26 protein-coding genes are annotated in these 24,202 nt (G+C 72.4%); 17 read left to right on the top strand and 9 right to left on the bottom strand.

Annotated features, from left to right (window positions below; genetic code table 11):
- The first annotated feature begins 113 nt into the window (after positions 1–113).
- Positions 114–476 (top strand): hypothetical protein, encoded by a 363-nt coding sequence (locus DAI20_RS10450; protein ID WP_159084994.1) that lies wholly within the window; start codon positions 114–116, stop codon positions 474–476.
- A 49-nt stretch (positions 477–525) separates the two neighbouring features.
- A complete protein-coding gene (locus DAI20_RS10445) occupies positions 526–1,443 on the top strand; it encodes a DUF1206 domain-containing protein (protein ID WP_240606010.1) in 918 nt (305 codons plus the stop codon).
- Positions 1,444–1,505: 62 nt separating this feature from the next.
- Here DAI20_RS10445 and DAI20_RS10440 read toward each other — a convergent pair whose 3' ends face one another.
- Positions 1,506–2,438, bottom strand: a complete 933-nt coding sequence (locus DAI20_RS10440) for an acetamidase/formamidase family protein (RefSeq protein WP_108250470.1) — start codon at positions 2,436–2,438, stop codon at positions 1,506–1,508.
- 214 nt (positions 2,439–2,652) lie between these two features.
- Between DAI20_RS10440 and DAI20_RS10435 the strand changes: the two genes are divergently transcribed.
- The 7 genes from DAI20_RS10435 to DAI20_RS10405 all read left to right on the top strand — a co-directional run bounded on the left by DAI20_RS10435 (position 2,653) and on the right by DAI20_RS10405 (position 9,515).
- Positions 2,653–3,237 carry an RNA polymerase sigma factor gene (locus tag DAI20_RS10435; RefSeq protein ID WP_108250469.1) on the top strand — a complete coding sequence of 195 codons (585 nt, stop codon included), beginning with the start codon at positions 2,653–2,655 and terminating at the stop codon, positions 3,235–3,237.
- Positions 3,230–4,090 (top strand): hypothetical protein, encoded by an 861-nt coding sequence (locus DAI20_RS10430; RefSeq protein ID WP_108250468.1) that lies wholly within the window; start codon positions 3,230–3,232, stop codon positions 4,088–4,090. Before DAI20_RS10435 ends, DAI20_RS10430 begins: the two co-directional genes overlap by 8 nt.
- Before the next feature lie 34 nt (positions 4,091–4,124).
- On the top strand, positions 4,125–4,787 hold the full coding sequence (locus DAI20_RS10425) for a cyclase family protein (protein WP_108250467.1): 663 nt from the start codon (positions 4,125–4,127) through the stop codon (positions 4,785–4,787).
- Positions 4,788–4,863: 76 nt separating this feature from the next.
- Positions 4,864–6,912, top strand: coding sequence for a TPM domain-containing protein (locus tag DAI20_RS19095; RefSeq protein WP_205781412.1), 2,049 nt, complete (start codon positions 4,864–4,866; stop codon positions 6,910–6,912).
- Between the two features lie 38 nt (positions 6,913–6,950).
- Entirely contained in the window at positions 6,951–7,691 is a 741-nt protein-coding gene (locus tag DAI20_RS10415) for a PspA/IM30 family protein (protein ID WP_108250465.1), read from the top strand.
- A 152-nt stretch (positions 7,692–7,843) separates the two neighbouring features.
- The gene (locus DAI20_RS10410; protein WP_108250464.1) at positions 7,844–8,689 is read left to right on the top strand and encodes an arginase family protein; all 846 of its coding nucleotides are present in this window, start codon (positions 7,844–7,846) and stop codon (positions 8,687–8,689) included.
- A gap of 22 nt (positions 8,690–8,711) precedes the next feature.
- Complete coding sequence (locus tag DAI20_RS10405; protein WP_108250463.1) at positions 8,712–9,515, top strand: crotonase/enoyl-CoA hydratase family protein; 804 nt, start codon at positions 8,712–8,714, stop codon at positions 9,513–9,515.
- 110 nt (positions 9,516–9,625) lie between these two features.
- Here the strand turns inward: DAI20_RS10405 and DAI20_RS10400 are convergent, their stop codons facing one another.
- Positions 9,626–9,796, bottom strand: a complete 171-nt coding sequence (locus DAI20_RS10400; RefSeq protein ID WP_108250462.1) for a CsbD family protein — start codon at positions 9,794–9,796, stop codon at positions 9,626–9,628.
- Between the two features lie 88 nt (positions 9,797–9,884).
- On the opposite strand from DAI20_RS10400, the gene DAI20_RS10395 reads away from it, so the two are divergent.
- Positions 9,885–11,324 (top strand): dihydrolipoyl dehydrogenase family protein, encoded by a 1,440-nt coding sequence (locus tag DAI20_RS10395; RefSeq protein WP_108250461.1) that lies wholly within the window; start codon positions 9,885–9,887, stop codon positions 11,322–11,324.
- Positions 11,321–11,728, top strand: a complete 408-nt coding sequence (locus DAI20_RS10390; RefSeq protein ID WP_108250665.1) for a Fe-S oxidoreductase — start codon at positions 11,321–11,323, stop codon at positions 11,726–11,728. The genes DAI20_RS10395 and DAI20_RS10390 overlap by 4 nt, the downstream gene beginning before the upstream one ends.
- Here the strand turns inward: DAI20_RS10390 and DAI20_RS10385 are convergent.
- The 5 genes from DAI20_RS10385 to DAI20_RS10365 all read right to left on the bottom strand — a co-directional run bounded on the left by DAI20_RS10385 (position 11,712) and on the right by DAI20_RS10365 (position 16,684).
- Positions 11,712–12,749, bottom strand: coding sequence for an ABC transporter substrate-binding protein (locus tag DAI20_RS10385; RefSeq protein WP_108250460.1), 1,038 nt, complete (start codon positions 12,747–12,749; stop codon positions 11,712–11,714). The genes DAI20_RS10390 and DAI20_RS10385 overlap by 17 nt on opposite strands.
- Before the next feature lie 69 nt (positions 12,750–12,818).
- Positions 12,819–13,643: an ABC transporter ATP-binding protein gene (locus tag DAI20_RS10380; protein WP_108250459.1), complete on the bottom strand. Its 825-nt coding sequence runs from the start codon at positions 13,641–13,643 to the stop codon at positions 12,819–12,821.
- Positions 13,644–13,675: 32 nt separating this feature from the next.
- Complete coding sequence (locus DAI20_RS10375; protein WP_240606009.1) at positions 13,676–14,749, bottom strand: FecCD family ABC transporter permease; 1,074 nt, start codon at positions 14,747–14,749, stop codon at positions 13,676–13,678.
- A complete protein-coding gene (locus DAI20_RS10370) occupies positions 14,746–15,816 on the bottom strand; it encodes an iron chelate uptake ABC transporter family permease subunit (RefSeq protein WP_108250458.1) in 1,071 nt (356 codons plus the stop codon). The genes DAI20_RS10375 and DAI20_RS10370 overlap by 4 nt, the downstream gene beginning before the upstream one ends.
- A 4-nt stretch (positions 15,817–15,820) precedes the next feature.
- Positions 15,821–16,684 (bottom strand): siderophore-interacting protein, encoded by an 864-nt coding sequence (locus DAI20_RS10365; protein ID WP_108250457.1) that lies wholly within the window; start codon positions 16,682–16,684, stop codon positions 15,821–15,823.
- A 395-nt stretch (positions 16,685–17,079) separates the two neighbouring features.
- Here DAI20_RS10365 and DAI20_RS10360 point away from each other — a divergent pair, with 395 nt between their 5' ends.
- Entirely contained in the window at positions 17,080–18,111 is a 1,032-nt protein-coding gene (locus tag DAI20_RS10360; RefSeq protein WP_108250456.1) for an LLM class flavin-dependent oxidoreductase, read from the top strand.
- Positions 18,112–18,177: 66 nt separating this feature from the next.
- Here DAI20_RS10360 and DAI20_RS10355 read toward each other — a convergent pair whose 3' ends face one another.
- Positions 18,178–19,602, bottom strand: coding sequence for an amidase (locus DAI20_RS10355; protein WP_108250455.1), 1,425 nt, complete (start codon positions 19,600–19,602; stop codon positions 18,178–18,180).
- A gap of 160 nt (positions 19,603–19,762) precedes the next feature.
- On the opposite strand from DAI20_RS10355, the gene DAI20_RS10350 reads away from it, so the two are divergent.
- The 5 genes from DAI20_RS10350 to DAI20_RS10330 all read left to right on the top strand — a co-directional run bounded on the left by DAI20_RS10350 (position 19,763) and on the right by DAI20_RS10330 (position 23,389).
- Entirely contained in the window at positions 19,763–20,125 is a 363-nt protein-coding gene (locus tag DAI20_RS10350) for a GntR family transcriptional regulator (RefSeq protein ID WP_108250454.1), read from the top strand.
- Entirely contained in the window at positions 20,122–21,030 is a 909-nt protein-coding gene (locus DAI20_RS10345; protein ID WP_108250453.1) for an ABC transporter ATP-binding protein, read from the top strand. Before DAI20_RS10350 ends, DAI20_RS10345 begins: the two co-directional genes overlap by 4 nt.
- Positions 21,027–21,800, top strand: coding sequence for a hypothetical protein (locus tag DAI20_RS10340; protein ID WP_108250452.1), 774 nt, complete (start codon positions 21,027–21,029; stop codon positions 21,798–21,800). The genes DAI20_RS10345 and DAI20_RS10340 overlap by 4 nt, the downstream gene beginning before the upstream one ends.
- A 163-nt stretch (positions 21,801–21,963) precedes the next feature.
- Positions 21,964–22,263: a hypothetical protein gene (locus DAI20_RS18790; protein WP_205781411.1), complete on the top strand. Its 300-nt coding sequence runs from the start codon at positions 21,964–21,966 to the stop codon at positions 22,261–22,263.
- A complete protein-coding gene (locus DAI20_RS10330; RefSeq protein WP_108250451.1) occupies positions 22,256–23,389 on the top strand; it encodes a baeRF2 domain-containing protein in 1,134 nt (377 codons plus the stop codon). The genes DAI20_RS18790 and DAI20_RS10330 overlap by 8 nt, the downstream gene beginning before the upstream one ends.
- A gap of 234 nt (positions 23,390–23,623) precedes the next feature.
- Here DAI20_RS10330 and DAI20_RS10325 read toward each other — a convergent pair whose 3' ends face one another.
- Positions 23,624–24,202 (bottom strand): GNAT family N-acetyltransferase, encoded by a 579-nt coding sequence (locus tag DAI20_RS10325; RefSeq protein WP_108250450.1) that lies wholly within the window; start codon positions 24,200–24,202, stop codon positions 23,624–23,626.

Genomic DNA, 24,202 nt, shown 5'->3' with positions numbered 1-24,202 from the left:
CTCGCGAAGCCCTCGGGAACAACCAAGGCCGACTGGCGGCACCCGCGGTTCCTGAGCCCGCCGGAGGGAGGGCCCGGGTTGTTATCGGTTCTGTGCGCGACTAGGGATGAAGCATGAGACGTATCCGCTATGCCGGCGAATCTGTGGTGACCGGCGACGCCATCGCGTCCCTTGTGGTCGATTACTCGGAAGCGCTGGCGAAAGTGAACACCGCCGGAACGGTGGAGATCCCGGTGCTCCTGGGCGACAGGAGCGTGGGCATGGCGACGCTCCTCCTCGGCCCGGCCAGCCAACTCATCATGGTGCCCGAGCTGACCGAGTCCGCGGACATCGTGGACGAGGAGCTCGTCACAACCCTCAGGCAGCGCATCGAAGAGCTCGGCCCCAGCACAGCTGTCCTGACCGAACACGACGACCAGCCGGTCCAGAGCCTCGACGACCTCGACTTCCCCTCCGCCGGCAGCAACCCGCTGTGACCGCCACCCGGGCCACCGCGACGCCGTGTGGCGCCGCGCGTCCGCCGCGGTGAGTGCGAGCGGGATCCGCGCGGGCGGCGCGACCGTGTCCCCGGGCAGGCGTCTCGCGCGCAAGGCGCAGCGCAGCAGCGTCTTCGCCGTCCTCGCGCGGCTGGGCTTCGCGGTCAGCGGCGTGCTGCACGTCATCGTCGGCGTGATCGCGATCAGCGTCGCCCTCGCTGCCGAGGAATCCGGCGCGGCGTCCGCGAGCGGCGGCGGATCGAACGCGGCCACCTCACGCCCCGGGCCGGGCTCCTCGGGCGCCGCCGGGCGCGCGGACGAGACGGGCGCGCTCGCCTCGCTCACGGCCACACCCCTCGGCTACGCGCTGCTCTGGGCGGTCGTCATCGGGCTGGCCGCGCTCGGCACCTGGCAGGTGACGCAGGCGATCCTCGTGCGCGAGGACGACAGGCGGCGCGCCATCGTCCGCCGCGTGATGGAGGGCTCGAAAGCCCTCGTCTTCCTCGTCGTCGCCGGGTCCGCCCTCATCTTCGCCCTCGGCGGCCACTCCTCCGCCGCGCGCACCATCCACGCCCTGAGCGTCGGGGCCATCCGCACGCCGGGCGGCGCGGTCGCCCTGGTGGCCGCGGGCCTTCTCGTCCTGGCGGTCGGCATCACGTTCGCCTACCGAGGGGTCACGGCCGACTTCCGCCGGGACATCCATGTGCCGGAGGGCCTGCCCGGAAAGCTCACCGTCGCGGTCGGCGTGCTCGGGCACGTCGCCAAAGGGATCGCGCTCGGGATCGTCGGAGTGCTCCTCGGCATCGCGGCGGTCACCGCCGACGCATCGCAGGCGACCGGCATGGACGGCGCGCTGCGGGCGCTCGTCGCACTCCCCTTCGGCGGCGTGCTGCTGCACGTCGTCGGGGTCGGCCTGATCGCCTACGGCGCGTACGCGCTCGTGCGGGCGCCGACCGCCCGGCTCTGATCCCTCAGCGGAAGCCGGGGCGGGGGACGGCGCCGGTCAAACCTCCCCGGTCAGACCCCGGCTCACACCGCGCCGGTTAGCACGCCGTCGGGCAGCACGGCGTGCACGCCCCACGTGCGGTTCGCGACCTGCGTCACCCGCAGATCGACCACCGTGCTCGCCAGCGCGAGCGCCGTCGGCTTCGGCACGTCGAGCAGCACGCACATCCACTCCACCATCGCGTCGAGGGCGTCGCCCATCGCCTCGTCCAGGTCCGCGGAGAACCCGAAGGTGATGCGCCCGGTCGGCGTCTCGGCGTGGATCGTGCGAAGCGGCCGGTCCCGCGCGATGTCGACGACGGCCTCCGTGCGCATGGGGCACTCGATCGCCGTGCCGCCGACCTCGCCGTCGCCCTGCGCCGCGTGCCCATCGCCGAGGTACAGCAGCGCGCCCGGCACGGACACCGGCAGGAAGAGGGTCGACCCCGCCACGAGCTCGCGGCAGTCGATGTTGCCGCCGCTCTCCGGGCGCGGCGGGATGGTCGAGTGCTCCCCCGGCGCCGACGGCGCGACGCCCATCACGCCGAGGAAGGGCGCGATCGAGCGGGAGAAGCCGCGGCTCTCCGTCGCGACGCCGCGCTCGGCGTCCAGCTCCCAGAGCAGCCACGAGGGCGCGCCCGCACCCAGCCCCAGCCGCCGGGTGATGGGCGTCTCCGCAGCCCCCGCGACGGTCCAGCCCCACTCGCCGACCCGCAGGTCCACGAGACGCAGCGCGAGCATGTCGCCGCGGCGAGCGCCCCGCACCGCGATCGGTCCGGTGAGGGCGTGCCCGCGCGGATCGGCGAACAGCTTCGGCCGCACCTCGCCCGGCGTGGTCTGCCGCGCGAGATGCCCGGACGCGTCGAGCGAGTCGACGACGATCGTGTCCCCCGGATCAACCGTGAGCACGGGCGGATGCCGGGGATCGAACACGTCGGCCGTCGTCTCCCGCGTCGCCTCGAGATGATGCACCGTCACGGTGCGTTCGCCGGTCGACCGGGCAGTGACGACCGCTCCGCGGTCCGGGCAAGGCTCATGGGGCTCAGTGTAGGGACGCGCGGAAGCGACTGAGTTAGCCTGCTGCCGCGGGCACCCCAACGTTCCGGTCGGGGTGTGCGTTTGTACAGGTGAAGGGAAAAAGCGTCGCCGTGACGCCCGACCCGAGAACGCCTTTAGATGGGAGCGCTGCCGCGTGAGCACATCGACAGTCCGGTGGGAGAGGATCGTGCGCGAGCTCGTGGAGCGGCGCGGCGACGAGCTCACCCGGTACGCCTATCTCGTCTGCGGTGACCCGGATGACGCCCGCGACCTCGTGCAGGACGCGCTCGTGAAGACGTTCGGGCGCCTGCGGAACGGCTTCTCCGTTTCGAGTGCCGAGGCGTACGTCCGGCGCGCCATCCTCAACGGCTACCTCGACCGCGGGCGCCGCGCAACGCGATGGCGGTCGGTCGCCCACCTCGCCGCCCAGCCCGAGGCCACCCACCCGGCCACGCCGGACGTCGAACGGAGGCTCGACCTGCACGGCGAGCTCGCGGCACTGTCGCCGCGGGAGCGCGCCTGCGTCGTCCTGCGCTTCTACGACGACCTCAAGGTCGACGACATCGCCGCCACCCTGGGCATCAGCCCCGGCGCGGTCAAGCGCTACCTGAGCGACGCGCTCGGCAAGCTGCATGCCTCACTCGCCGACCCGGAGCCCGAACCCGAGCCGGCGCCCGCATCGTCCCCCGCAAAGTCCCCCGCACGACCCGCCCGAGAATCAGGAGCCCACCATGTCTGACCCCCGCGAGGGCGCGGCAACGCGCTCCCTCCTCAGCGACACGGCCGCGAACGCGCCCACGGGCGTGCTCGACGTCGACGCCGTCCTCCGGCGGGCTCGCCGGCGCCGTCTCCCGCGGCGACTGGCCACCGGCGGCGCGGGCGCGCTGGCCATCGCGGGCATCGGGTTCGCCGGGGCGAACGCCCTGGGCGGCGTCGGCGAGGTCACCACGCTGTCCAGCGGCCCGAGCGGGGACTCCACCGCCGACTCCCCCGCCGGCCCGGTCGAGGGTCAGGCCGGCGGCGGTGGCGGCGCCGAGTCGGGCCCCCTCCCGGCGCCCGGGGCGGTGTCCGACTCGGGCGCCGCCGGGGGCGGGATCTCCCTGGCCCCCGCCGAGAAGGTGAACTTCTGCGGCGGCCCCCTGGCGGAGGTCGCGCCCGCGCAGACCGGGCTGGTCGCGACGCCGCGCTTCCCCGCGACGGCGCCCGTCGGCACGGAGTACATCACGGGCACGGTGACGGTCACCAACACCGGCACGGAGCGGGTGACCGGCTACACGGGCGCGAGCCCGGCGATGACGGTGTCCGAGGCCGGCATCACGGTGTGGCACACCAACGGGCCGCAGATCATGATGGCCCAGCTCATCGACCTCGAACCGGGCGCGTCCGTCGACCTGCCCGCGAGCATCCTGCCGGTGCGCTGCGGGATCGAGGACGACTCGGCGGAGTCGTTCCGCGAGGACCTCCCGCCGCTGGAGCCGGGCGTGTACCAGCTCTCCGCGATCTTCTACCTGACCCCGGAGGGTCCGTCGGCCGCGTCGCTGCCGTCGCCCGACGTGGTGAGCGGACCGCTCGCGGATATCGAACTGCAGTAGCGACGGCCGGCCGGGGTGCGGCCATACTGGGCAGGTGCCCCGACTCGTCGACCTGAGCCACAGCATCCGCGCCGGAATGGTGACCTACCCCGGCCTGCCCGTGCCCACCATCACCCCGCACCTGACGCGCGAGGAGTCGCGCAGCGTGTACGACCCGGGCACCGAGTTCGCGATCGACGTGCTCACCATGATCGGCAACACCGGCACCTACCTCGACAGCCCGTACCACCGGTACGAGGAGGGCGGAGACCTCGCGTCGCTCGAGCTCGAGACCCTCGTGCGCCTGCCCGCCGAGGTCTTCTCCCTCGAGGGCTCGGCCGAGCGCGGGATCCGGCCGGGCGACCTGGCCGGGCGCGAGCTCGGTGGCGCCGCCGTGCTGCTGCACACGGGATGGGACAGGCACTTCGGCCGCCCGGAGTACGGCGTCGACGCGCCGTACCTCACCGAGGAGGGCGCACGCCACCTCGTCGAGGCGGGCGTGCTGCTCGTCGGCATCGACTCGCTCAACATCGACGACACCCAGAGCGGCGGCTCTCGCCCCGCGCACTCCCTCCTGCTCGACGCCGGCATCCACGTCGTCGAGCACCTCACCGCGCTCGACCGGCTGCCGGAGAGCGGCGCGCTCTTCACCGCAGTGCCGCCGAAGGTCGAGGCGTTCGGCACCTTCCCCGTCCGGGCGTTCGCGGAGGTGCCCTGAGCGGACACTCGGACAGCGCGACAGCCGTCCCGATAGCCTTGCCTCGAACGTCCGACACGCCGTGAGGAGATTCGTAGTGCGATCGAGGCTGATGGTGGCCCTTCTTCTGGTGCTGGGGTTCGTCGGCCTGTCCTCCGCGTCCCCCGCGTACGCCGAGCCGCCCGTCGACTTCGGCGGCTCCAACCTCCTCGACACCGCGGACGTGCTCGACAGCGCGGCGGAGTCCTCAGTGCAGGACGCGATCGACGAGCTCGAGTCGACCACCGGCCGCACGCTCTACGTCGCCTTCGTCGACTCCTTCGAGAGCCCGTCCGACCGTGCCGCCTGGACGAGCGCGACCGGTCAGCTCAACCAGTTCGGCGACGACAACTACCTCCTCGCCGTCGCCGTCGAGGAGCGGGTGTACAACCTCGGCATCTCGCCGTCCTCCGACCTCGCGGGGCAGGGCGACGACATCAGCCGCGAGTACATCGTGCCGAGCCTCGCCCAGGACGACTGGGCGGGCGCGGCGATCGGGGCGGCCAACGGCATCCAGGCCGCCGTCGACGGCAACCTCGGCGCCGGCGGCGGCGAGCAGCCGGCCTCCGGCACGGGCGGCGGGCTCGGCGGGTTCTTCGCCATCCTCGGCCTCTTCGTGCTCGTGGTGCTCGTGGCCGTCGGCATCGGCATCGCCTCGGCCGTGCGCAAGCGCCGCGCGGGGGCGAAGCAGGTCGAGGCGGCCCAGCGCGAGCAGAAGGAGCTCGACCAGCGCGCGGGCAGCATGCTCGTCCAGCTCGACGACGCCCTGAAGACCAGCCAGCAGGAGCTCGGCTTCGCCGAGGCGGAGTTCGGCGCGGAGGCGACGAAGCCGTTCGCCGAGGCCCTCGCCAGCGCCTCCGGGAAGGCCCGCGAGGCGTTCACGCTCAAGCAGAAGCTCGAGGACGCGTTCCCGGACACCGACGAGGAGCGCCGCGAGTGGACCTCTCGCATCATCGAGCTCTCCGAGTCCGCCAACGCCGAGCTCGACGCCCAGACGAAGGCGTTCGACGACCTGCGCGCGCTCGAGAAGAACGCGCCCGCGACCATCGGCGGCGTGGCGACGGAGGCCGAGGCGATCAGCCGGCGCCTCGACGAGGCCGACCGCAAGATCGCCTCGCTCGCGAGCCGCTACGAGGGCGAGACCATGGCGACCCTCAACGGCAACGTCGACCAGGCGCGGAAGCTCCTGGAGTTCGCCACCCAGAGCGCCCAGGAGGCGGCCGGCGGGCTCCGCGAGGGCCGCACCGGCGTCGCGATCCCCGTCCGCGCCGCCCAGCAGAGCCTCGGCCAGGCCAGGCAGCTGCTCGAGGCGGTCGACAAGGTGGACCGCGACCTCGCGACGGCGTCCCGTCAGATCGAGGCGGAGATCGGCGACGTCGAGTCCGACATCGCCGAGGCCCGCCAGCTGACCCGTCGGATGCCGCACCTCACCGGCCTCATCCAGTCCGCCGACCGGGCCATCGCCGACGCCCGCGCCGCGCGCGGAGCGCGCACCGACCCGATCGCCACCGTACGCCGGCTCCAGGACGCCGAGGCCCGACTCGACGAGGCTCTCGCGGGCGTCCGCGAGCAGCGCGAGCAGGCCATGCGAGCGGCGGCCTCCCTGGGCCGCGCGCTGCAGGTCGCCGAGGCCCAGGTCTCCGCGGCGGACGACTTCATCTCCACCCGGCGCGGCGCGGTCGGACCGCACCCGCGGCAGCAGCTCGCCGAGGCCGCCCGCCTGCTCGACGACGCGCACGCCCGCAGCCGCAACGACCCGATCACCGCCCTCGCCTCGGCCCAGCGCTCCGCCTCCCTCGCATCCAACGCGATCCGCGAGGCGCAGGAGGACGTGGACGACTACACCACACGTGGAGGCGGTGGCTTCGGTGGCGGCGGCCTCGGCGTCGGCGGCTACGGCGGCCGGGGCGGCGGCGACGCGTTCTCCGGGGCCATCATCGGCGGCATCCTGGGCGGCATGCTGGGCGGCGGCCACCACGGCGGCGGCATGTTCGGCGGCGGCGGTGGCGGCGGCTTCCTGGGCGGCGGTGGCGGCGGAGGCGGCTGGTCCGGCGGAGGCGGCTTCGGCGGCGGTTTCGGTGGCGGCGGAGACGGAGGATCTTTCTAATGGCAACCCTGTTCGGCAGAAGAAGAAAGAGAGACAACATGGCAAAGCAGTCCATCCTCGGGCGCATCGCGCAGCTCGCGAAGGCGAACATCAACAGCATGCTCGACCAGGCCGAGGACCCGAAGCTGATGCTCGACCAGATGGTCCGGGACTACACCAGCAGCATCGCCGAGGCGGAGAGCGCCGTCGCGCAGACGATCGGAAACCTGCGCCTGCTCGAGGACGACCACCGCGAGGACATCCAGGCCGCAAGCGACTGGGGTCGCAAGGCTCTCGCGGCGAGCAGCAAGGCGGACGAGCTCCGCGCCGCGGGCAACGCGGCCGACGCGGACAAGTTCGACAGCCTCGCCCGGGTGGCCCTCGGCAAGCAGCTCCAGTACGAGAACGAGGCGAAGGACGCCGAGCCGACCATCGCGTCGCAGACCCAGGTCGTCGACCAGCTCAAGCAGGGCCTGAACGCCATGCGCGAGAAGCTGGGCCAGTTGAGCTCCAAGCGCGACGAGCTCATCGCCCGCTCGAAGACCGTCGAGGCGCAGACCCAGGTGCACGAGGCCATGAAGAGCATCGACATCATGGACCCGACGAGCGAGGTGAGCCGCTTCGAGGAGAAGATCCGCCGCGAGGAGGCCAAGGTGCGCGGCCAGCAGGAGCTCGCCGCCTCCAGCCTCGACGCGCAGTTCGAGAGCCTCGAGGACCTCGGCGAGCTGACCGAGGTCGAGGCCCGGCTCGCCGCGCTGAAGTCCGGCGGCAGCCAGCGCGCCGTCGAGTCCGGCGCGTAGGTTCCGCCCCGTAGCCGGCCGGCCGGGCCGCATCGCGGTCCGGCCGGCCGGCCGGCCCCGCAGCCGTGCCGCGGAATCCCCGTTCCTAGGGGACCCCGCGTCCCCTCCCCTTGCCCTATGCCGCCTCCACGGCGGCGAACAGAAACGAGCCCATGGTCGCCACCTTCGTCGTCGTCCCGCAGTGGCAGGGCTCGGGATCCTCGCGCGCGATGCGCCTCATCGACGGCGCCGACGCCATCCGCGGCGATCTCCCGGCGGCCGCGACCCGTGTCGTCGCCGTGCCCATGGAGGCAGGCGAGCCCCTGGACAGCGGCGTCTCCCGGTTCGCCTCCCTGCTCGCCGTGCGGTCCGCGCAGCGCTCCGCCCTCGCCGAGGTGGACGGTCCCGCCATCACCATCGGCGGTGACTGCGGGGTGGAGTTCGGCGCCGTCGAGCACGCGCTCGACCGCTTCGGCACCGACACCGCGCTCATCTGGTTCGACGCCCATCCCGACCTGAACACCCCGGAGTCGTCGCCGTCCGGAGCCTTCCACGGCATGGTGCTGCGGGCGCTGCTCGGCGACGGGGCGGACGGCCTCGCGCTGTCCCCGGAGCTCGCTCTGCCGCCCCGGCGGGTGGTGCTCGTCGGCACCCGCGCCGCCGACGAGCCCGAGGACGCATTCCTGGCCGAGGCCGGCGTTGCGCGGCTCTCCCCCGGAGACGTCGCCGACCCGGAGTCGGCCGCGGCCGCCGTCGTCGCGGCCGTGCGCGCATCGGGCGCGACCCGGATCTACGTGCACGTCGACCTCGACGTGCTCGATCCCGGTGAGATGGCCGGCATCGGCTACCCCGAGCCGTTCGGGCTCACCGTGCCGACGCTCGTCTCCGCCATCACCGCGTTGCGCGCTGACTTCGAGCTCGTCGGCGCGGGCATCACCGAGTTCGCCCCCTCCTCGCCGGACGATGTGTCCCGCGACATGGGCGCGATCCTGCGCATCATCAGCGCGCTGACGCGCTGACGCCATCGCCCGAGGAGTCCGCATGACGCATCCCTCCCCCGACGCCCCCCGCGTCGTCGTCGAACAGCGCGGCCACGTGCGGCTGATCGGTCTCAACCGCCCCGAGAAGCGCAACGCCGCCGACCTGCGGATGCTCGCCGAGCTCGCGTTTGCCTACGGGGAGTTCGAGCGGGACGCGGACTCGCGGGTCGCGGTCGTGCACGGCGTGGGCGAGCACTTCACCGGCGGCCTCGACCTCGCGGACATCGCGCCGCGGATCGGCGCCGCTGACGGCCTCGACATGGTGCCCGAGGGCGGCATCAACCCGTGGCAGGTCGACGGGAGCGCGCTGAGCAAGCCGGTGGTGATGGCGGTGCAGGGCACCTGCCTGACGCTCGGGATCGAGCTCGCGCTCGCGAGCGACATCGTCGTCGCCGCCGAGGGCACCCGGTTCGGTCAGGTGGAGGTCAGCCGGGGCATCCTCCCCTTCGGCGGCGCCACCCTGCGCTTCCCGCGGGCCGTCGGCTGGGGGAACGCGATGCGCTGGGTGCTCACCGGCGACCTGTTCGGCGCCGCCGAGGCGCTGCGCATCGGCCTCGTCCAGGAGGTCGTTCCGGACGGGCAGCAGCTCGAGCGCGCGGTCGAGCTGGCCGGGCGCATCGCGGCCCAGGCCCCGCTCGCTGTCCAGGCGACGCTGGCCAACGCCCGCCTCGCCGTGCGCGAGGGTGACGCGGCCGCCGAGGCCCGCCTGCCCGGGGAGCTCGCACGCCTCGCCCGCAGCGAGGACGCCCGCGCCGGCATGGAGGCGTTCCTGGCGCGGCGCCCCGCTCGCTTCGAGGGGCGCTAGGCCGGCGCGCACGAAAGAGGGCGACCCGCGGACCGGTTGCCCGGTCGGGCGGGTCGCCCTCCCAATACGTTCACACCGAAGATTGGCGCTCGCGACGCGGCGCCGGTCGGCTACTTGAAAACGTCCTTGACGTTCTCGCCGGCCTGCTTCAGGTTGGCCTTGGACTGGTCTCCGGCACCCTCGGCGGCGAGCTTGTCGTCTCCGCTGGCGTTTCCGGCTGATTCCTTGACCTTCCCGACAGCCTCTTCGGCAGCGTTCTTGATCTTGTCGTCGAGTCCCATAAGCGACCTCCTTAACACGCGAATTTCGCGAACAAGAAGACGCTACGCCCCAGATGACCCGAATGTTAGGGGTAGTAACGTTCTGCCCATGACGACGACGTATGACCTTGTGGTTCTCGGTGGCGGAGCGGTGGGCGAGGTCCTGGCCGACCGCGCGAAGCAGGGCGGACTCAGCGTCGTCGTGGTCGAGCACGAGCTCGTCGGCGGGGAGTGCTCGTACTGGGCCTGCATGCCGTCGAAGGCGCTCCTGCGCAGCGGGATGGCCCTGCGGGCCGCGAAGAGCGTCGGCGGCAGCCGCGAGGCCGCGACCGGTGACCTGGACGTCGCCGCCGTGCTCGCCCGGCGGAACTCCTTCACCCACGACTGGAACGACGACAGCCAGGTGGACTGGTTGGACGGCGCGGGCATCGACCTCGTCCGCGGGCACGGGCGGCTCACCGGGGTGCGGACCGTCGAGGTCACCGCGACCGACGGCAGCCTCCTGACCCTCACGGCGAACTCCGCGGTCGCGGTTATCACGGGATCCGCCCCCGTGATCCCCGACATCCCCGGGCTCGCAGACGTCTCGCCCTGGACGAGCAGGGACGCGACCTCGGCCCAGTCCATCCCGGACAGCCTGGCCATCATCGGCGGCGGGGTCGTCGCCTGCGAGATCGCGACCGCGTACGCGTCGTTCGGCTGCACGGTGACCATGCTCGTGCGCAGCGACATCCTCAGCGGCAACGAGCCGTTCGCCGCCGAGCTCGTGGGAGACGGGCTCACCGGGCTCGGCGTCGACATCCGTCGGGGCGTCTCGGCGACCTCCGCCGAGCGCAACGCCTACGGCCACGTCGTGCTCGCGCTCGACGACGGGTCGTCGCTCACCGCGGGCGAGGTGCTCGTGGCGACGGGCCGCAGCCCGCGTACCGCGGACATCGGCGTCGACAGCGTCGGCATCACTCCGGGCGAGTGGCTCGACGTCGACGACACCCTGCTCGTGAAGGCCGAGACGAACGCGGCCGAGCCGTGGCTGTACGCCGCGGGCGACGTGAACCACCGCGCGCTGCTGACCCACCAGGGCAAGTACCAGGCGCGCGCGGCCGGCGACGTCATCGCCGTCCGTGCCACCGGCGGGCGGGTGCACGACGAGCCCTGGGGCGCGCACGTGGCCACGGCGGACCACGCGGCCGTGCCGCAGGTGGCCTTCACCGATCCCGAGGTCGCGTCCGTCGGACTCACCGCCGATGCGGCGGAGAAGGCCGGCCACCGCATCCGCGTCGTCGACTACGAGATTGGCGACGTCGCCGGCGGCAGCCTGCAGGCCGACGGCTACACGGGCCGCGCCCGCGCGGTCGTGGACGAGGACCGGCAGGTGCTGCTCGGCGTCACGTTCGTCGGCTCGGACGTGGCCGAGATGCTGCAGTCGGCGACCATCGCCGTCGTCGGCGAGGTGCCGCTCTCGCGGCTGTGGCACGCCGTGCCGGCCTACCCGACGATGAGCGAGGTCTGGCTGCGACTGCTCGAGGCGTACGGCCGCGAGTCGGCCTGACCGTGCTCCGCCGTCTGCTGATCGACTCCCCCGTCTCCCGCGCCGGGTTCTACTTCGCCACGCTCGTCGGGCTCGCGGTCGGCGTGCCGCTGAGCACGGGGCGTGTCCGCCGCGTCGGCGAGCTGATCGTGTGCACGGGACTCCCCGCGTGGGCGTTCCGGCGCGGCGGGACGTGCGTCGGGGCGGTCTATCTGACCCGCTCGAACGCCGGTCCGCGGGTCCTTGAGCACGAGGCCGTGCACGTGCGCCAGTGGAAGCGGTACGGGATGCTGTTCCCGCTGCTCTACGCGCGCGCCGGCCGCGATCCGCTGCACAACCGGTTCGAGATCGAGGCGGGACTGGAGAAGGGCGGCTACGTGCGCAGCCGCCCCTCCCGCAGGACGAGGGTCAGCCCGCCGGCGTGACCTTCGCGGCCGCCGCGGCGAGCTGGGGCACGAGCTCCTCCAGCACGACGGGGATGGCGAGGGGGCTGGCGGCCGAGTACGCGTCGGACAGCTCGTCCTCGGGGTCGATGAACACGGCGCGGCCCTGCTGCACCGCGGCGAGGCTCGCGAGCAGCGGATCCGCCTGGGTCTCGGCGACGGTGTAGCCGATCGGGAGGATCACCGGCACGTCGGCCTCGAGCGCGCCGACCTGTTCGGCGGACACGGCCGTGAAGAAGCCGCTGGGTTCGAGGGACTCGACGCCGGGGGCGTTCACGAAGCCGAGGTCGGCGAGGATGTCGAAGCGCCCGTCACCGGCGAGGTAGGCGCCGTAGGCGTCACCGAACTTGGTGCCGGCGACCGTCGTCAGGCCCTTGAACTCCGGGTGCTCTGCGGCGGCGGCGGCGATGGCCGCCTTGGTGTCCTCGATGATGCTCTCGCCCTGCTCGCTCTCGCCGAGCGCGGCGGCGACGCTGGTCATCTGCACGTCCCAGCGCGTCGCGAACGCGGCGGTTCCCTCCGGCGCGTAGACGGTGGGGGCGATCTCGTTGAGGCGGTTGAACTCCTGCTCGTCGTTCGAGCTGCGCACGTTGAGGATCAGATCCGGGTCGAGCACCTCGATCTGCTCGTAGTTCAGCGTCTCGTCGGCGCGCTCGAGGATCTCGGGCGTCTCGTCCTCGAACAGGTCGGAGGCCCATGGTCCGACGCCCTTGTCCTCCTCGCCGAAGCTCTGCCAGTCGAAGACCGCGACGGGCTTCACGCCAAGGGCGAGCGCCATCTCCGCGTCGGACCAGCCGAGCGCGACGACCCGCAGCTCGTCCTCCGGCTGGGGCACCTCGATGGTGCCGAACATGGTCTCCACCGTGCCGAGCGTCTCGCCGCCGTTCCCGGACGCCTCTCCGGACGGGGTCTCCTCGGGGGACGACGAGCAGCCGGAGAGGACGAGGAGGGCGGCCGAGAGCACGGCGGCGCCTGCTGTGGCGCGGGACGCGGAACGGGGCATGACGGATCTTTCTGTGAGGGAGCAGGAGGAAGAGCTTAGGTAAGCCTAACCTACCGGACTGCCGAGGCGTCAGGAAACGGGGGCCAGCGGGATCACGAGCGGCGTGCCCGTCTCGGGGTCCTCGATGATCCGGGCCCGCAGCCCGAACACGTGTTCCACGAGCTCCGCGGTGACGACGTCCACGGGACGGCCCTCGGCCACGACGCGGCCGTCCTTCATGGCGATGAGGTTGTCCGCGTAGCGCGAGGCCTGGTTGAGATCGTGGAGCACGGCGACGAGGGTGCGCCCGGCCGTGCGGTTCAGCCGGGCGAACAGGTCGAGCAGCTCGACCTGGTGGGCGATGTCGAGGAACGTCGTCGGCTCATCCAGCAGCAGCAGCGGCGTCTGCTGGGCGAGCGCCATCGCGACCCAGACCCGCTGGCGCTGGCCGCCGGACAGCTCGTCGACGGGACGGGCGGCGAGGTCGTCCACGCCGGTGGCCGCCATCGCGCGCGTCACCGCCTGCTCGTCGACCTCGGACCACTGCCGCAGCAGCTTCTGGTGCGGGAACCGGCCGCGGGACACGAGGTCGACGACCGTGATGCCGTCCGGGGCGATCGACGTCTGCGGGAGCAGGCCGACGACGCGGGCGACCTCCTTGGCCGAGTACGACGCGATGGCCTTGCCGTCGAGCAGCACGGACCCGGCCGACGGCGGGAGCAGTCGGGCGAGGGAGCGCAGCAGCGTCGACTTGCCGCACGCGTTCGGCCCGACGATGACCGTGAACGAGCCGTCGGGGATGTCGATGTCGAGCTCGTGCAAGATCGTGCGGTCGTGGTAGCCGACCCGCAGGCCGCGCCCGGTCAGCCGCGCTCCTGCCTCGCCCGCGCCCCTCTTGCTCGTTCCCTCGGTCATCCCCGCCCCTTCGATCGGCCCCGCGTCGCCGCTCATCCCTGCCTCCTGGTCTGCGCGATCAGCAGGCCCACGAGGTAGAGCCCGCCGATGCACACCGTGACGATGCCGACGGGCAGCTGGGTCGGGGCGAGCAGCCGCTGCGCCACGACGTCGCTCGCGAGCATCAGCGCGGCGCCCATGGCGGCGGACGGCAGGAGGGCGACCCCGGGCGACCGCGCGAGCCGCCGCGCGAGCTGCGGCGCCGCGAGCGCGACGAACGCGATGGGACCGGCGGCCGCCGTGATGGCCGCGACGAGCGCGACGCCCGCGAGCAGCAGGACTCCGCGGGTGAGCTCGGGGCGCACGCCGAGGCTCTGCGCCGTCTCGTCGCCCATCTCGAGCAGGGCGAGCGGGCGGGCGAACAGCACGAGCAGCGGGACGACGATCAGGACGGCGATCCCGACCGGCACGACCTTCTCCCACCCGGCCTCGTTGAAGGAACCGGCGCCCCAGGTGGCCGCGGCGAGGGCCTCCTCGAGCCGCGCGCGGATGATGAGCCACGCGTTGACCGAGTGCAGGATGGCGCCGACAGCAATGCCGACGACGATCAGCCGGAAGCCCTGCACCCCCTTCGTCCAGGCGAGCAGGTAGACCAGCACGGCCGCGACGAGGCCGCCGACCAGCGCGCCGACCGACTGCGCGACGTAGTTGCCGCCGAGCAGGAGCACGACGACGAGGGCGCCGGTGTACGCGCCCGTGTTGAAGCCGATGATGTCCGGGCTGCCGAGCGGGTTCCGCGTCATCGACTGGAACACCGCCCCGCTCAGCGCGAGCGCGGCGCCCGCGATCACGGCGAGAACGATGCGGGGCAGCCTGCCCTCGAGCACGATCCGGCGCACCCCGTCCGAGCCGCCGCCGGCGAACGTGTCCAGGATCTGCGCGACGGGCACGGGGTACTCGCCGAGCGTGATCGCGACCGAGGCGAGGGCCAGGGTGAACACGACGAGGGCGAGCACCACGATCGCTCCCCTCCGGTGCACGACCAGGCTCATCCGGTCGCCGGCGCGGATCACCCTGCGGCCCGCTCCCCCGGCGGGACGAGCGGCGACCGCCGCGGCGCGGCTCACAGCGGCCTCGACTTCCGGGAACGGATGATCAGGATGAGGATCGGGGCCCCGAGGAAGGCGGTGACGATGCCGACCGGTAGCTCCGAGCTCACGATCACCCGGCCGAGCATGTCGGCGCAGAGGAACAGCAGGGGCGCGAGCGTGAGGGTGAACGGGATGACCCAGCGCTGGTCGGGCCCGAACAGCGCGCGGGCGACGTAGGGCACCATGAGGCCGAGGAACCCGACCGGCCCGGCCGCCGCGGTCGCCGCGCCGCAGAGCAGCGTGATGGCGAGGAGCGCGAGGATCCGGGTGCGCTGGATGTGCGCGCCGAGGCTTCGGGCGAGGTCGTCGCCGAGCGCGACGACGTTGAGCACGCGGGAGAGGTAGAGCGCGAGTGCCATGCCCACGACCGCGAGCGGGAGCACGCCGACAACGATGTCCATCTGCCTGCTCTGCAGCGAGCCGACCGACCAGAACCGGATGCGGTCGAACACCTCCGGCTGCAGGAGCGTGAGGCCGAGGCTCAGTCCGCCGAGCACCGCCCCGATGGCCACGCCCGCGAGCACGAGCCGCACGGGCGTGGCGCCCGCGCGGCCGCGGGAGCCGATGACGTACACCGCGATGGTCGTGACGATGGCGCCGCCGAAGGCCCACCAGACGTAGCCGGTGACGGCGCTCGCCCCGAAGAACGAGATGCCCGCGACGACGGCGAAGTAGGCACCCGCGTTGACGCCGAGGATGCCGGGGTCGGCGAGCGGGTTGCGGGTGATCGCCTGCATGAGGGCCCCGGCGAGGCCCAGGGACGCGCCGACGATCAGGGCGAGCAGCATCCGGGGCACCCGGAAGCCGGAGACCAGGATGGCGTCGGTGTCGGAGCCACCGGACAACAGCGACCGCCACACGACGTCGGCCGGGATGTCGCCCGACCCGACGAACAGGCTCGCGGCCGCGACGATGGCGAGAATGAGCACCGACGCGACGAAGAGCAGCGACCGGGCGCGCGTGGAGTGCAGGAGGCCGCGCCTGCCACCCTTGAGCGCGGCCGCCGGGGTTCGAAGCCGAACGCTGTCGAGTGTGTCGCTCACCGGGTCAGTTCTCGGGCCGCCCCGCGCGCCAGTACCCCATGAAGGCCACCTGCGAGCGGTCGACGCCCGCCTCGCGGACCAGGAACCGGCGAAGTGCCTTGACGGTGCCCGCCTCGCCGGCGAGCCAGGCGTACAGGCCGAACGCGCCGTGCAGCGGCGGATGTCCCGCCGCCCAGTGCCGCACGGCCTCGGTCAGGCGCTCGCCGTGCGGGAGGTCGTTCCGGGGCAGCCACGTGACGGTGACACCGGCGGGCGCAGTCACGTGCTGGATGTCGTCCGCGTACGGAACCTCGAGGAAGACGTGACCGGTGGCCGAGTCGTCGAGCGAGCCGAGAATGCCGCTGATGGCGGGCACGGCGGTCTCGTCCCCGGCGAGGAGCAGAGTTCGCGCGTCGCCGGGACGCCACTCGATGCCGACCCCGGCGCTCGTGTCGCAGAGCGCGTTCGGGCCGACGAGCAGGAGGGAGTCGCCCGGCTGGGCCGTCGTCGCCCAGCGCGTCGCGGGTCCGGTGTCCCCGTGGCAGACGAAGTCGACGTCGACCTCGCGCAGCTCGGGGCGCACCGCGCGCGCCGTGTAGGTGCGCAACGGGTTGCGCTCCGCGTCCGGCAGCGCGCGCCAGGTGGCGTACCAGTCGGCCCCGCCGTCGGCGCCGAAGAGGTCGCACATCGGCATGCCGTCGACCGGGACGACCACCTTGATGCGCTGATCCAGGCACTCCGTCCCGAAGTGCTCGAGGTCGTCCCCGGTGAACGTGAAGCGCAGGAACGACGGTCCGAGCCGCCGGATGCGCGCCACCGTGACCTCGAACGGCCGGTATACGGGCTCCGACAGACGCACGCGCGCGGGAGCGTCAGTCAAGGTAAGCATTACCTAAGTATGGCAGGGCTAACTGAGCCTCAGCAAAGAGTCCGTCATTCAGGCCGCGCCGACGACGCACCGCACCCCCGGTGACCGACGCGTGATCGCCGCAATTCAGCAGATCCGGGCCCGCCACCGACGCAACTCAGCAGACCCCGCCAAGAAATCGACGCAACTCAGCAGATCCCGCCGAGGCATGAACGCAACTCAGCAGATCTCGCCCGACACGCCGGCCGCGCGCGCCGACACGCCGACCTCCGACGCGAATCTGCTGAATTGCGTGAGGGTGAGGGGCGAGGCCTGGGAGGCGCGAGGCGACAAGCGGCAAGCGGCGGGGGCAGGGGCGGGACCAGGGCACACGGGGAAACGGCGCGGCGCAGGGCGCTACGGGTGTATCCAGAAGTATGGAACTCGGCATCTACAGCTTCGGTGACATCCACGCGGACCCGGTCACCGGGGAGCGGATCAGCCCCCGGCAGCAGCTCGCCAACACGCTGGAGCGCATCCGGCTGGCCGACGAGCTCGGCCTGCACTCCTTCGGGCTCGGCGAGCACCACCGGCCCGAGTACGCGATCTCCGCACCGGCCACGGTGCTCGCGGCCGCGGCGGGCATCACCCGCTCCATCCGGCTCGGCAGCGCGGTGACCGTGCTGAGCACGGAGGACCCGGTGCGGGTCTACCAGCAGTTCGCGACGCTCGACCTGCTGACCGGCGGCAGGGCCGAGCTGATGGCGGGCCGCGGATCCTTCATCGAGTCGTTCCCGCTGTTCGGGGCGCGGCTCGAGGACTACGACGCCCTGTACGAGGAGAAGCTCGAGCTGCTCCTCGCGATCGACGCGAACGAGACGGTGACCTGGAGCGGGCGGTTCCGGCCGCCGCTGACGAACGCCTTGGTCCTCCCCCGCCCGACGTCGGGACACCTCGACATCTGGGTGGCCACCGGCGGCAATCCGCAGTCCTCCGTGCGCGCGGGCAGCCTCGGGCTCCCGGTGAGCTACGCCATCATCGGCGGCCTGCCCGAGCGCTTCGCCCCGCTCGCGGAGCTGTACCGCGAGGCGGCCGCCGAGCACGGGCGGGACGCGAACGCGCTGCGGGTCGCCGTCGCGGGTCCCGGATTCATCGGCCGCGACTCGCGCAAGGCGAAGGAGGCGTTCTACCCCTACTGGATCGACTCGATGCGGCGCATCTCCGCCGAGCGCGGGTTCCCGACCCCGAACCGCATCACCTACGACCAGATGACCGCACCGCGCGGCGCGATTCTCGCGGGCAGCCCGAACGAGGTGGCCGACCGGATCCTGGCCCTGCAGGAGCGGATGGGGCACACGCGGCACACGCTGCAGATGGACTGGTCAGGCGTGCCTCAGCCGCTGATGATGGAGTCGATCGAGCTCTTCGCCACGGAGGTGCTGCCGCAGGTCGCCCGCCACGCCGGCTGAGGCCGGCGGGCGGCACTGCTCGCCAGCACGCCGCTCACCACGTCACCCGCTTCTCCGCACGTCGCCCTACCACTGCGGCGGGTGCCTCCGGTGCCAGCGCAGCCGGCGCTCGAGCTGGGCCCCGATCGCCAGGAGCGTCGCCTCGCCTCCCGGCCGCCCGATGAGCTGCACGCCCATCGGCAGGCCGTCGGGCGTCACGTGCACGGGCAGGGTGATGGCGGGCAACCCCGTGACGTTCGCGAACGACGTGAACGGCGTGTACTGCACCTGCTGGGCGAAGTTGCGCTCGCCGTCCTCCGCGTCGTACCAGCCGATCGGCCGCGGCGTCTGCGCCAGCGCGGGCGTCACGACGGCGTCGAAGGACGAGAACTGGGCGAGGACGCTGCGCTCGTAGGCGGCGAGCGCAGCAAGCGCGCTCGAGAGGTCCCGGGCGGACAGGGCCCGGCCGCGCTCGATCAGCCAGCGGGTGAGCGGCTCCACCCTCTCGAGCTCGGCCCCCTCCGCCGGGATGCCGGCGGCGCCCGCCTGCCAGATCGTGCGGAACGCGGGCGCGTACGTGTCGTCCGGCAGCAGGGCGATCCCCTCGAGCCCGTGACCGACGGCGTTCAGTTCCCGCACGGCGACGTCGAACGCGGCCTGGGCCTCAGGATCGAGCGCGATGTCGTAGGCGCTGTCCCAGGGGGAGGTCGTCATCACGGCGAGCTGGAAGCGCCCCTCGCCCCGGACGGCGGCGCCGAGCAGGGGTGCGCCGTCGTCCGGCGCGCGCAGCGTGAAGGGGTGCGCGATCCTGCCGTTCACCCTGGCGATCATGGCGTCGAGCAACATGGCCGCATCCGCGACCGTGCGGGCTAGTGGCCCCGGCACGACGAGCCCGCCGAGGGAGGCGATGCCGGCTCCCGCGGGAACGAGGCCGCGGGACGGCTTGAGCCCGACCAGACCCGTCGCCGCGGCCGGGATGCGCACGGACCCCCCGCCGTCCGACCCCGGCGCGACCGGGAGCAGTCCGGCCGCCACCGCGACCGCCGCGCCGCCGCTCGACCCGCCCGCGCCGAGGCGGACGTCGTAGGGGTTCCGGGCGGGCGGCGCGACGCGGTTCTCGGTGTAGGAGGGCAGGCCGAACTCCGGCGCGTTCGTCTTGCCGAGGCTCACCCCGCCCGCGGCGTCGAGCACGGTCACGATCTCGTCCGTGCTGTCCGGCACGAAGTCCTCGAACAGCGCGGAGCCGAAGGTCGTCCGCACGCCCGCGCGCTGGCTGAGGTCCTTGTCACCGAGAGGCAGGCCCCACAGCACGGCGGAGCGCGGCACGAGGTCGGGGAGGTCGGCGGCGCGCTGCAGCGCCTCGCGCCGCGTCACCGTGACGAAGGCACCGAGCTCGTCGTTCAGGCGATCGATGCGGCCGAGGTAGTGCTCGGCCAGCTCGGCCGGGGTGATCTCGCCGCGGTGCAGCCAGTCCCACTGCTCCTGGGCGGTGAGGTGATGGAGTTCGAACACTCTCAGAGCCTAGGCGGACCGTGGAATCGAGCATTGACACGGGCCGCGCCACATGGTTGGTTAGTTACATGACTAACGAACCGGGTAACCGCCGTCCGTTCGAGGCGGCCCCCGGACCGGACCCGCTGCGCCGGGTCCTTCCCAGGGAAGGAGGGAACCCGTGATCGACGACGGCAAGCCGATCTTCGTGCAGCTCGCAGAGCAGATCGAGAACGACATCATCGACGGCGTCATCGAGGAGGAGTCCCAGATCCCGTCCACGAACGAGTTCGCCGCGTTCTATCGCATCAACCCCGCGACCGCGGGGCGTGGCGTGAACCGGCTCGTCGAGGACGGCGTCGTCTACAAGAAGAGAGGAATCGGCATGTTCGTCGCCCAGGGCGCCCGCGAGCGCCTGATCGCCCAGCGTCGCGAGGGCTTCCGCGAGGAGTACCTGCGCCCCCTGCTCCGGGAGGCCGCGAAGCTCGGCATCGACCCGAAGCAGTTGTCCGACATGATCCGCACGGAAGAGGTGACCGCATGAGCGCCGCAACGGATCCCGCCCCCGTCGTCCGCGTGACCGGCCTGACCAAGCGCTTCGGCTCGTTCTCCGCCGTCGACGACGTGTCCTTCTCCCTGGAGCCCGACCGCATCTACGGTCTGCTCGGCCGCAACGGAGCGGGGAAGACCACCCTCATGCAACTCCTCACGGCGCAGCAGTTCCCCACGACCGGCAGCATCGAGGTGTTCGGCGAGTCGCCCATGGAGAACCCCGCGGTGCTCCGCCGGGTCTGCTTCGTCAAGGAGAGCCAGAAGTACCCGGACGACTGGCGGGTGAAGCACGTGTTCGCCAGCGCGCCCTGGTTCTTCGACCACTGGGACGCCGCCTTCGCGGAGCGTCTCATCGAGGAGTTCCGGCTGCCGATGAAGCGGCCGATCAAGAAAGTCTCCCGCGGCCAGCTCTCCGCCATCGGGGTCGTCGTCGGCCTTGCGTCGCGGGCGCCGCTGACGTTCTTCGACGAGCCGTATCTGGGCCTCGACGCCGTCGCGCGCCAGATCTTCTACGACCGCCTGCTCGAGGACTTCGCGGAGCACCCCCGCACGATCGTGCTGTCGACGCACCTCATCGACGAGGTGTCGAACCTGCTCGAGCACGTCCTCGTGATCGACGACGGGCGCGTCCTCATCGACCAGGACGCCGAGGACGTGCGGTCCTCCGCGGTCACGGTCGTCGGCGGGCGGCGTGCGGTCGACGCCTTCGTGGCGGGCCGCGAGGTGCTGCACCGCGACGGCGTCGGCGGGCTGGCGTCCGTCACCGTCCCCGCCCTGACGGCTGCGGAGCGCCGCGACGCCGCGGACGCCGGCCTGGAACTGGCGCCCGTCTCCCTGCAACAGCTCATCGTCCGCCGCACCAACACCACCGAGAAGGAATTCGAGAAGACATCATGACCGCCACCTCCCCGTCCTCGACCCTCGAGACGCCGCGGGCCGAGCAGACCAACCGCATCTGGAACGTGGTCCGGCTCCACCTCACGAACACGTGGGTGATCGTGCAGACGCCGGCGATCATCCTGGCCCTCATCTTCGCGGTGAACTACGCCATCTGGGCGGTCCTCGACGTGAGCATCAGCATGGACTCGGGCGAGGCCGTAGACGGCACGCAGTGGAGCGGCGCGGCGACGTTCATCTTCGTCTACATGTCCGTCGTCGCGGCGCAGGCGATCACCGTGACCTTCCCGTTCGCGCTCGGCTACAGCGTCACCCGCCGGGAGTACTACCTGGGCACCTCCCTGCTGTTCGTGCTCGTGTCCGCCGGCTACGCCGTCGGCATGGCGATCCTCGCCGCCATCGAGGAGGCGACCGGGGGCTGGGGCCTCGGCGGGCACATGTTCACCGCGATCTACTTCGGGACCGAGGGCGGGCTCGCGCGCCTGTTCGTGTTCTTCTCCCTGTTCCTGTTCTTCTTCTTCGCGGGCGCGGCGATCGCCACCGTCTACATGCGCTGGCGCATGTACGGCATGATCGCGTTCTGGGCGGCGCTCGGCGTCCTCCTCATCGCACTGGTCGCGCTGTTCACCTACACCGACACCTGGCCCGCGGTCGGCGAGTGGTTCGCGACGAACGGGGCCTCCGGGGTGGCGGCCTGGCTGCTCCTGCCCACGGCGGTCGCGGCCGTCACCGGCTTCCTCGTCCTGCGCAGGGCGACGCCCAGGAACTAGCCGCCGCGTCGTGCGTGGCCACCGGCCGCCGTCCCGCCCCCGCGCGGATCGGCGACCGGCGGCCTCTTTCGTCCGTTCCCCGTTGGCAGCGACGGCGGTCCGGAGAATGCTGGGATGCGGGGTGCTCAGCGCATCCCGAGAACCCACGCGAAAGGGAGAACGCATGAGCGAGCGCGGCAACACCACGCACGGATTCAACCTGGACGACGAGCTGCAGCAGGAGGAGCAGGCGATCATCCAGGGGCACCGCCCCGGGCACGTCGAGGACTTCCGCCAGACGGAGCCCCTTCCGGACGACACGGACTCGGACGAGGTGAACGAGGCGTCCGGGCTGGACCCCGTCCACGCGCCCGACTTCTCGGACCGCGGGGCGGCCCAGATCGTCGAGGAGGCCGGCACCGGCGAGCGCGGCAGCGGCGAGACCTTCACGACCGAGACCGGCCAGGAGGCCGCCGATGAGTGACGGCGTGCACTCGATGCTCGCGGAGCTGTACCGCTCGGGCGCCCCGTTGACCGCGGTGTACGCCGACGCGTCCGAGGACACGAACGACCCGCACCGCACCCGGGAGCTGCGCCGCCGCGCGCTGCGCGAGGAGCTGGCCGCCGCCGGCGCGCCCGACTCCGATCTCGACGTCGTGGACGAGATCCTGTCGCGCCCGTCGCACGTCGGCGGCCCCGTGAGCCACTTCCTCGTGATCCGTGACGGCGAGGTGCTCGTGCAGGAGCTTCTTCCGGGCCAATCGCGCGCCGAGCGCGCCGTGAGCTACGGCCTCGTACCCGGCCTGCTCCCCCTGGTCGCGCACCGGCCGCGCGACCTGAGCTACGTCGTCGTCGAGGCGAACCGCGAGGGCGGCGTCGTCAAGCTGTTCCGCCTGGGCGGCTCCGCGCCGGAGTCGGAGCAGGAGATCGAGGGCGAGACCGAGCAGATCCGCAAGGTGCAGCTCGGCGGCTGGTCGCACCGCCGGTTCCAGCAGCACGCCGAGGAGACGTGGAAGCGGAACGAGGCGCAGATCGCCGAGTCGATCGACGAGCTGGTGCGGACGGAGAAGGTCGAGCTGGTCCTCATCTCGGGCGACGTCCGCGCTCAGCAGCTGCTGCGGGACCAGCTGGGCTCGGCGGCGCAGAAGGTCGCGGTGCTCGTGGCGGGCAACACCCGGGCGGAGGGCTCGTCGGACGAGCCGCTCGAGCACGAGATCGAGACGCGGGTCGCGGAGCTGCTCGCCCTCGAGGAGCGTGCGGCGCTCGACCGCCTCGCCCAGGAGACGGCGTCGACGGGCGGACTCGGTGAAACCGGCCTCGGGGCCGTCGTGCACGCGCTGCAGCAGAGCCAGGTCGACACGCTGCTGGTCTCGCAGCGTCTGCTCGCCGACCGGACGCTGCTCGCCCTCGCCACCGAGCCGTGGGTCGCGACCGCGCCCGAGGAGACCCTCGGCGCGACGGTCGTGGGACACGTGCCCGCGGCCGACGCGCTCGTGCGGGCGGCCGTGCTCACGGACGCGAAGGTCCTCGCGCTGGGCGACCAGGAGCTGCCGCAGGGCGTCGCCGCGCTGCTGCGCTGGCCGACCGGTCCCGCCGCGCGCAACGACTGACGCGCATCCCCCGCGAATAGTCGGCTCCACCGCCCCTGCCCAGGCACAGGCATCCCGCCCAGGTTCACCCTGAGCACGGTGCCCCTGCCTGGGCAGGGGCGTGTTGGCGGTCCGCACGTCGCACGCACCCGGCTTCTCCATCGCCCCTGCCCAGGCACGAGGCTCCTGCCCAGCTCTAAGCTGCGCACGATCCTCCTGCCTGGGCAGGGGCGCGTCGCCGGGCGTGAACTGGCGCTACTTGAGCGACTTCTGCAGCATGATCGTGCCCAGCCAGCGCTCGAACTTGTAGCCGACGCGGCCCATGCGGCCGATCTCCCGGAAGCCGAAGCTCTCGTGCATGCGAAGCGACGCGTCGGCGCCCCGATCGGCGATCACGGCGATGATCTCCTTGAGCCCGGCCGCCTTCGACCGCACGATGAGCTCCTCCATGAGCGCGCGGCCGAGCCCCTTGCCCGTCGCGGCGGGGCTCAGGTAGATCGAGTTCTCCACGGTGAAGCGGTAGGCCTTCTTCTGCGCCCACGGGGTCACGAGGGCGTAGCCGAGCACGTTCCCGCCCGGCGAGACGGCCACGATGAACGGCATGCCGAGCTTCTTGAGGTACGCGTACTTGGAGCGCCACGCGGCGAGCGTCATGGGGTCCTCGTCGAACGTCACCGTGCTGTTGGCCACGTAGAGGTTGTAGATCTCGCGGATGTCGGGCAGGTCCGTGGGCTCCGCCGTGCGGATGGTGAACGAGAACTCCGCGGGCTCGGGGGCCTGCGGCCGCAGGTGCCGCGGCAGTCTCCTGCGCTCCTGGTATTCCTCTTCCAGCAT

Origin of the sequence: Planctomonas deserti, assembly GCF_003067705.1 — a bacterium.
Lineage (GTDB): Bacteria > Actinomycetota > Actinomycetes > Actinomycetales > Microbacteriaceae > Planctomonas > Planctomonas deserti.
This window is presented reverse-complemented; position numbering and strand designations above follow the sequence as displayed.

What these genes read in the sequence shown, in the direction of transcription:
- DAI20_RS10360 (WP_108250456.1), top strand. Translation starts at nt 17,080, where the DNA reads ATGGAACTCGGCATCTACAGCTTCGGTGACATCCACGCGGACCCGGTC.
- DAI20_RS10380 (WP_108250459.1), bottom strand. Translation starts at nt 13,643, where the DNA reads ATGACCGAGGGAACGAGCAAGAGGGGCGCGGGCGAGGCAGGAGCGCGG.
- DAI20_RS10365 (WP_108250457.1), bottom strand. Translation starts at nt 16,684, where the DNA reads ATGCTTACCTTGACTGACGCTCCCGCGCGCGTGCGTCTGTCGGAGCCC.
- DAI20_RS10345 (WP_108250453.1), top strand. Translation starts at nt 20,122, where the DNA reads ATGAGCGCCGCAACGGATCCCGCCCCCGTCGTCCGCGTGACCGGCCTG.
- DAI20_RS10405 (WP_108250463.1), top strand. Translation starts at nt 8,712, where the DNA reads ATGACGCATCCCTCCCCCGACGCCCCCCGCGTCGTCGTCGAACAGCGC.
- DAI20_RS10400 (WP_108250462.1), bottom strand. Translation starts at nt 9,796, where the DNA reads ATGGGACTCGACGACAAGATCAAGAACGCTGCCGAAGAGGCTGTCGGG.
- DAI20_RS10415 (WP_108250465.1), top strand. Translation starts at nt 6,951, where the DNA reads ATGGCAAAGCAGTCCATCCTCGGGCGCATCGCGCAGCTCGCGAAGGCG.
- DAI20_RS10325 (WP_108250450.1), bottom strand. Translation starts at nt 24,202, where the DNA reads ATGCTGGAAGAGGAATACCAGGAGCGCAGGAGACTGCCGCGGCACCTG.
- DAI20_RS10430 (WP_108250468.1), top strand. Translation starts at nt 3,230, where the DNA reads ATGTCTGACCCCCGCGAGGGCGCGGCAACGCGCTCCCTCCTCAGCGAC.
- DAI20_RS10395 (WP_108250461.1), top strand. Translation starts at nt 9,885, where the DNA reads ATGACGACGACGTATGACCTTGTGGTTCTCGGTGGCGGAGCGGTGGGC.
- DAI20_RS10385 (WP_108250460.1), bottom strand. Translation starts at nt 12,749, where the DNA reads ATGCCCCGTTCCGCGTCCCGCGCCACAGCAGGCGCCGCCGTGCTCTCG.
- DAI20_RS10330 (WP_108250451.1), top strand. Translation starts at nt 22,256, where the DNA reads ATGAGTGACGGCGTGCACTCGATGCTCGCGGAGCTGTACCGCTCGGGC.
- DAI20_RS10450 (WP_159084994.1), top strand. Translation starts at nt 114, where the DNA reads ATGAGACGTATCCGCTATGCCGGCGAATCTGTGGTGACCGGCGACGCC.
- DAI20_RS10410 (WP_108250464.1), top strand. Translation starts at nt 7,844, where the DNA reads ATGGTCGCCACCTTCGTCGTCGTCCCGCAGTGGCAGGGCTCGGGATCC.
- DAI20_RS18790 (WP_205781411.1), top strand. Translation starts at nt 21,964, where the DNA reads ATGAGCGAGCGCGGCAACACCACGCACGGATTCAACCTGGACGACGAG.
- DAI20_RS10340 (WP_108250452.1), top strand. Translation starts at nt 21,027, where the DNA reads ATGACCGCCACCTCCCCGTCCTCGACCCTCGAGACGCCGCGGGCCGAG.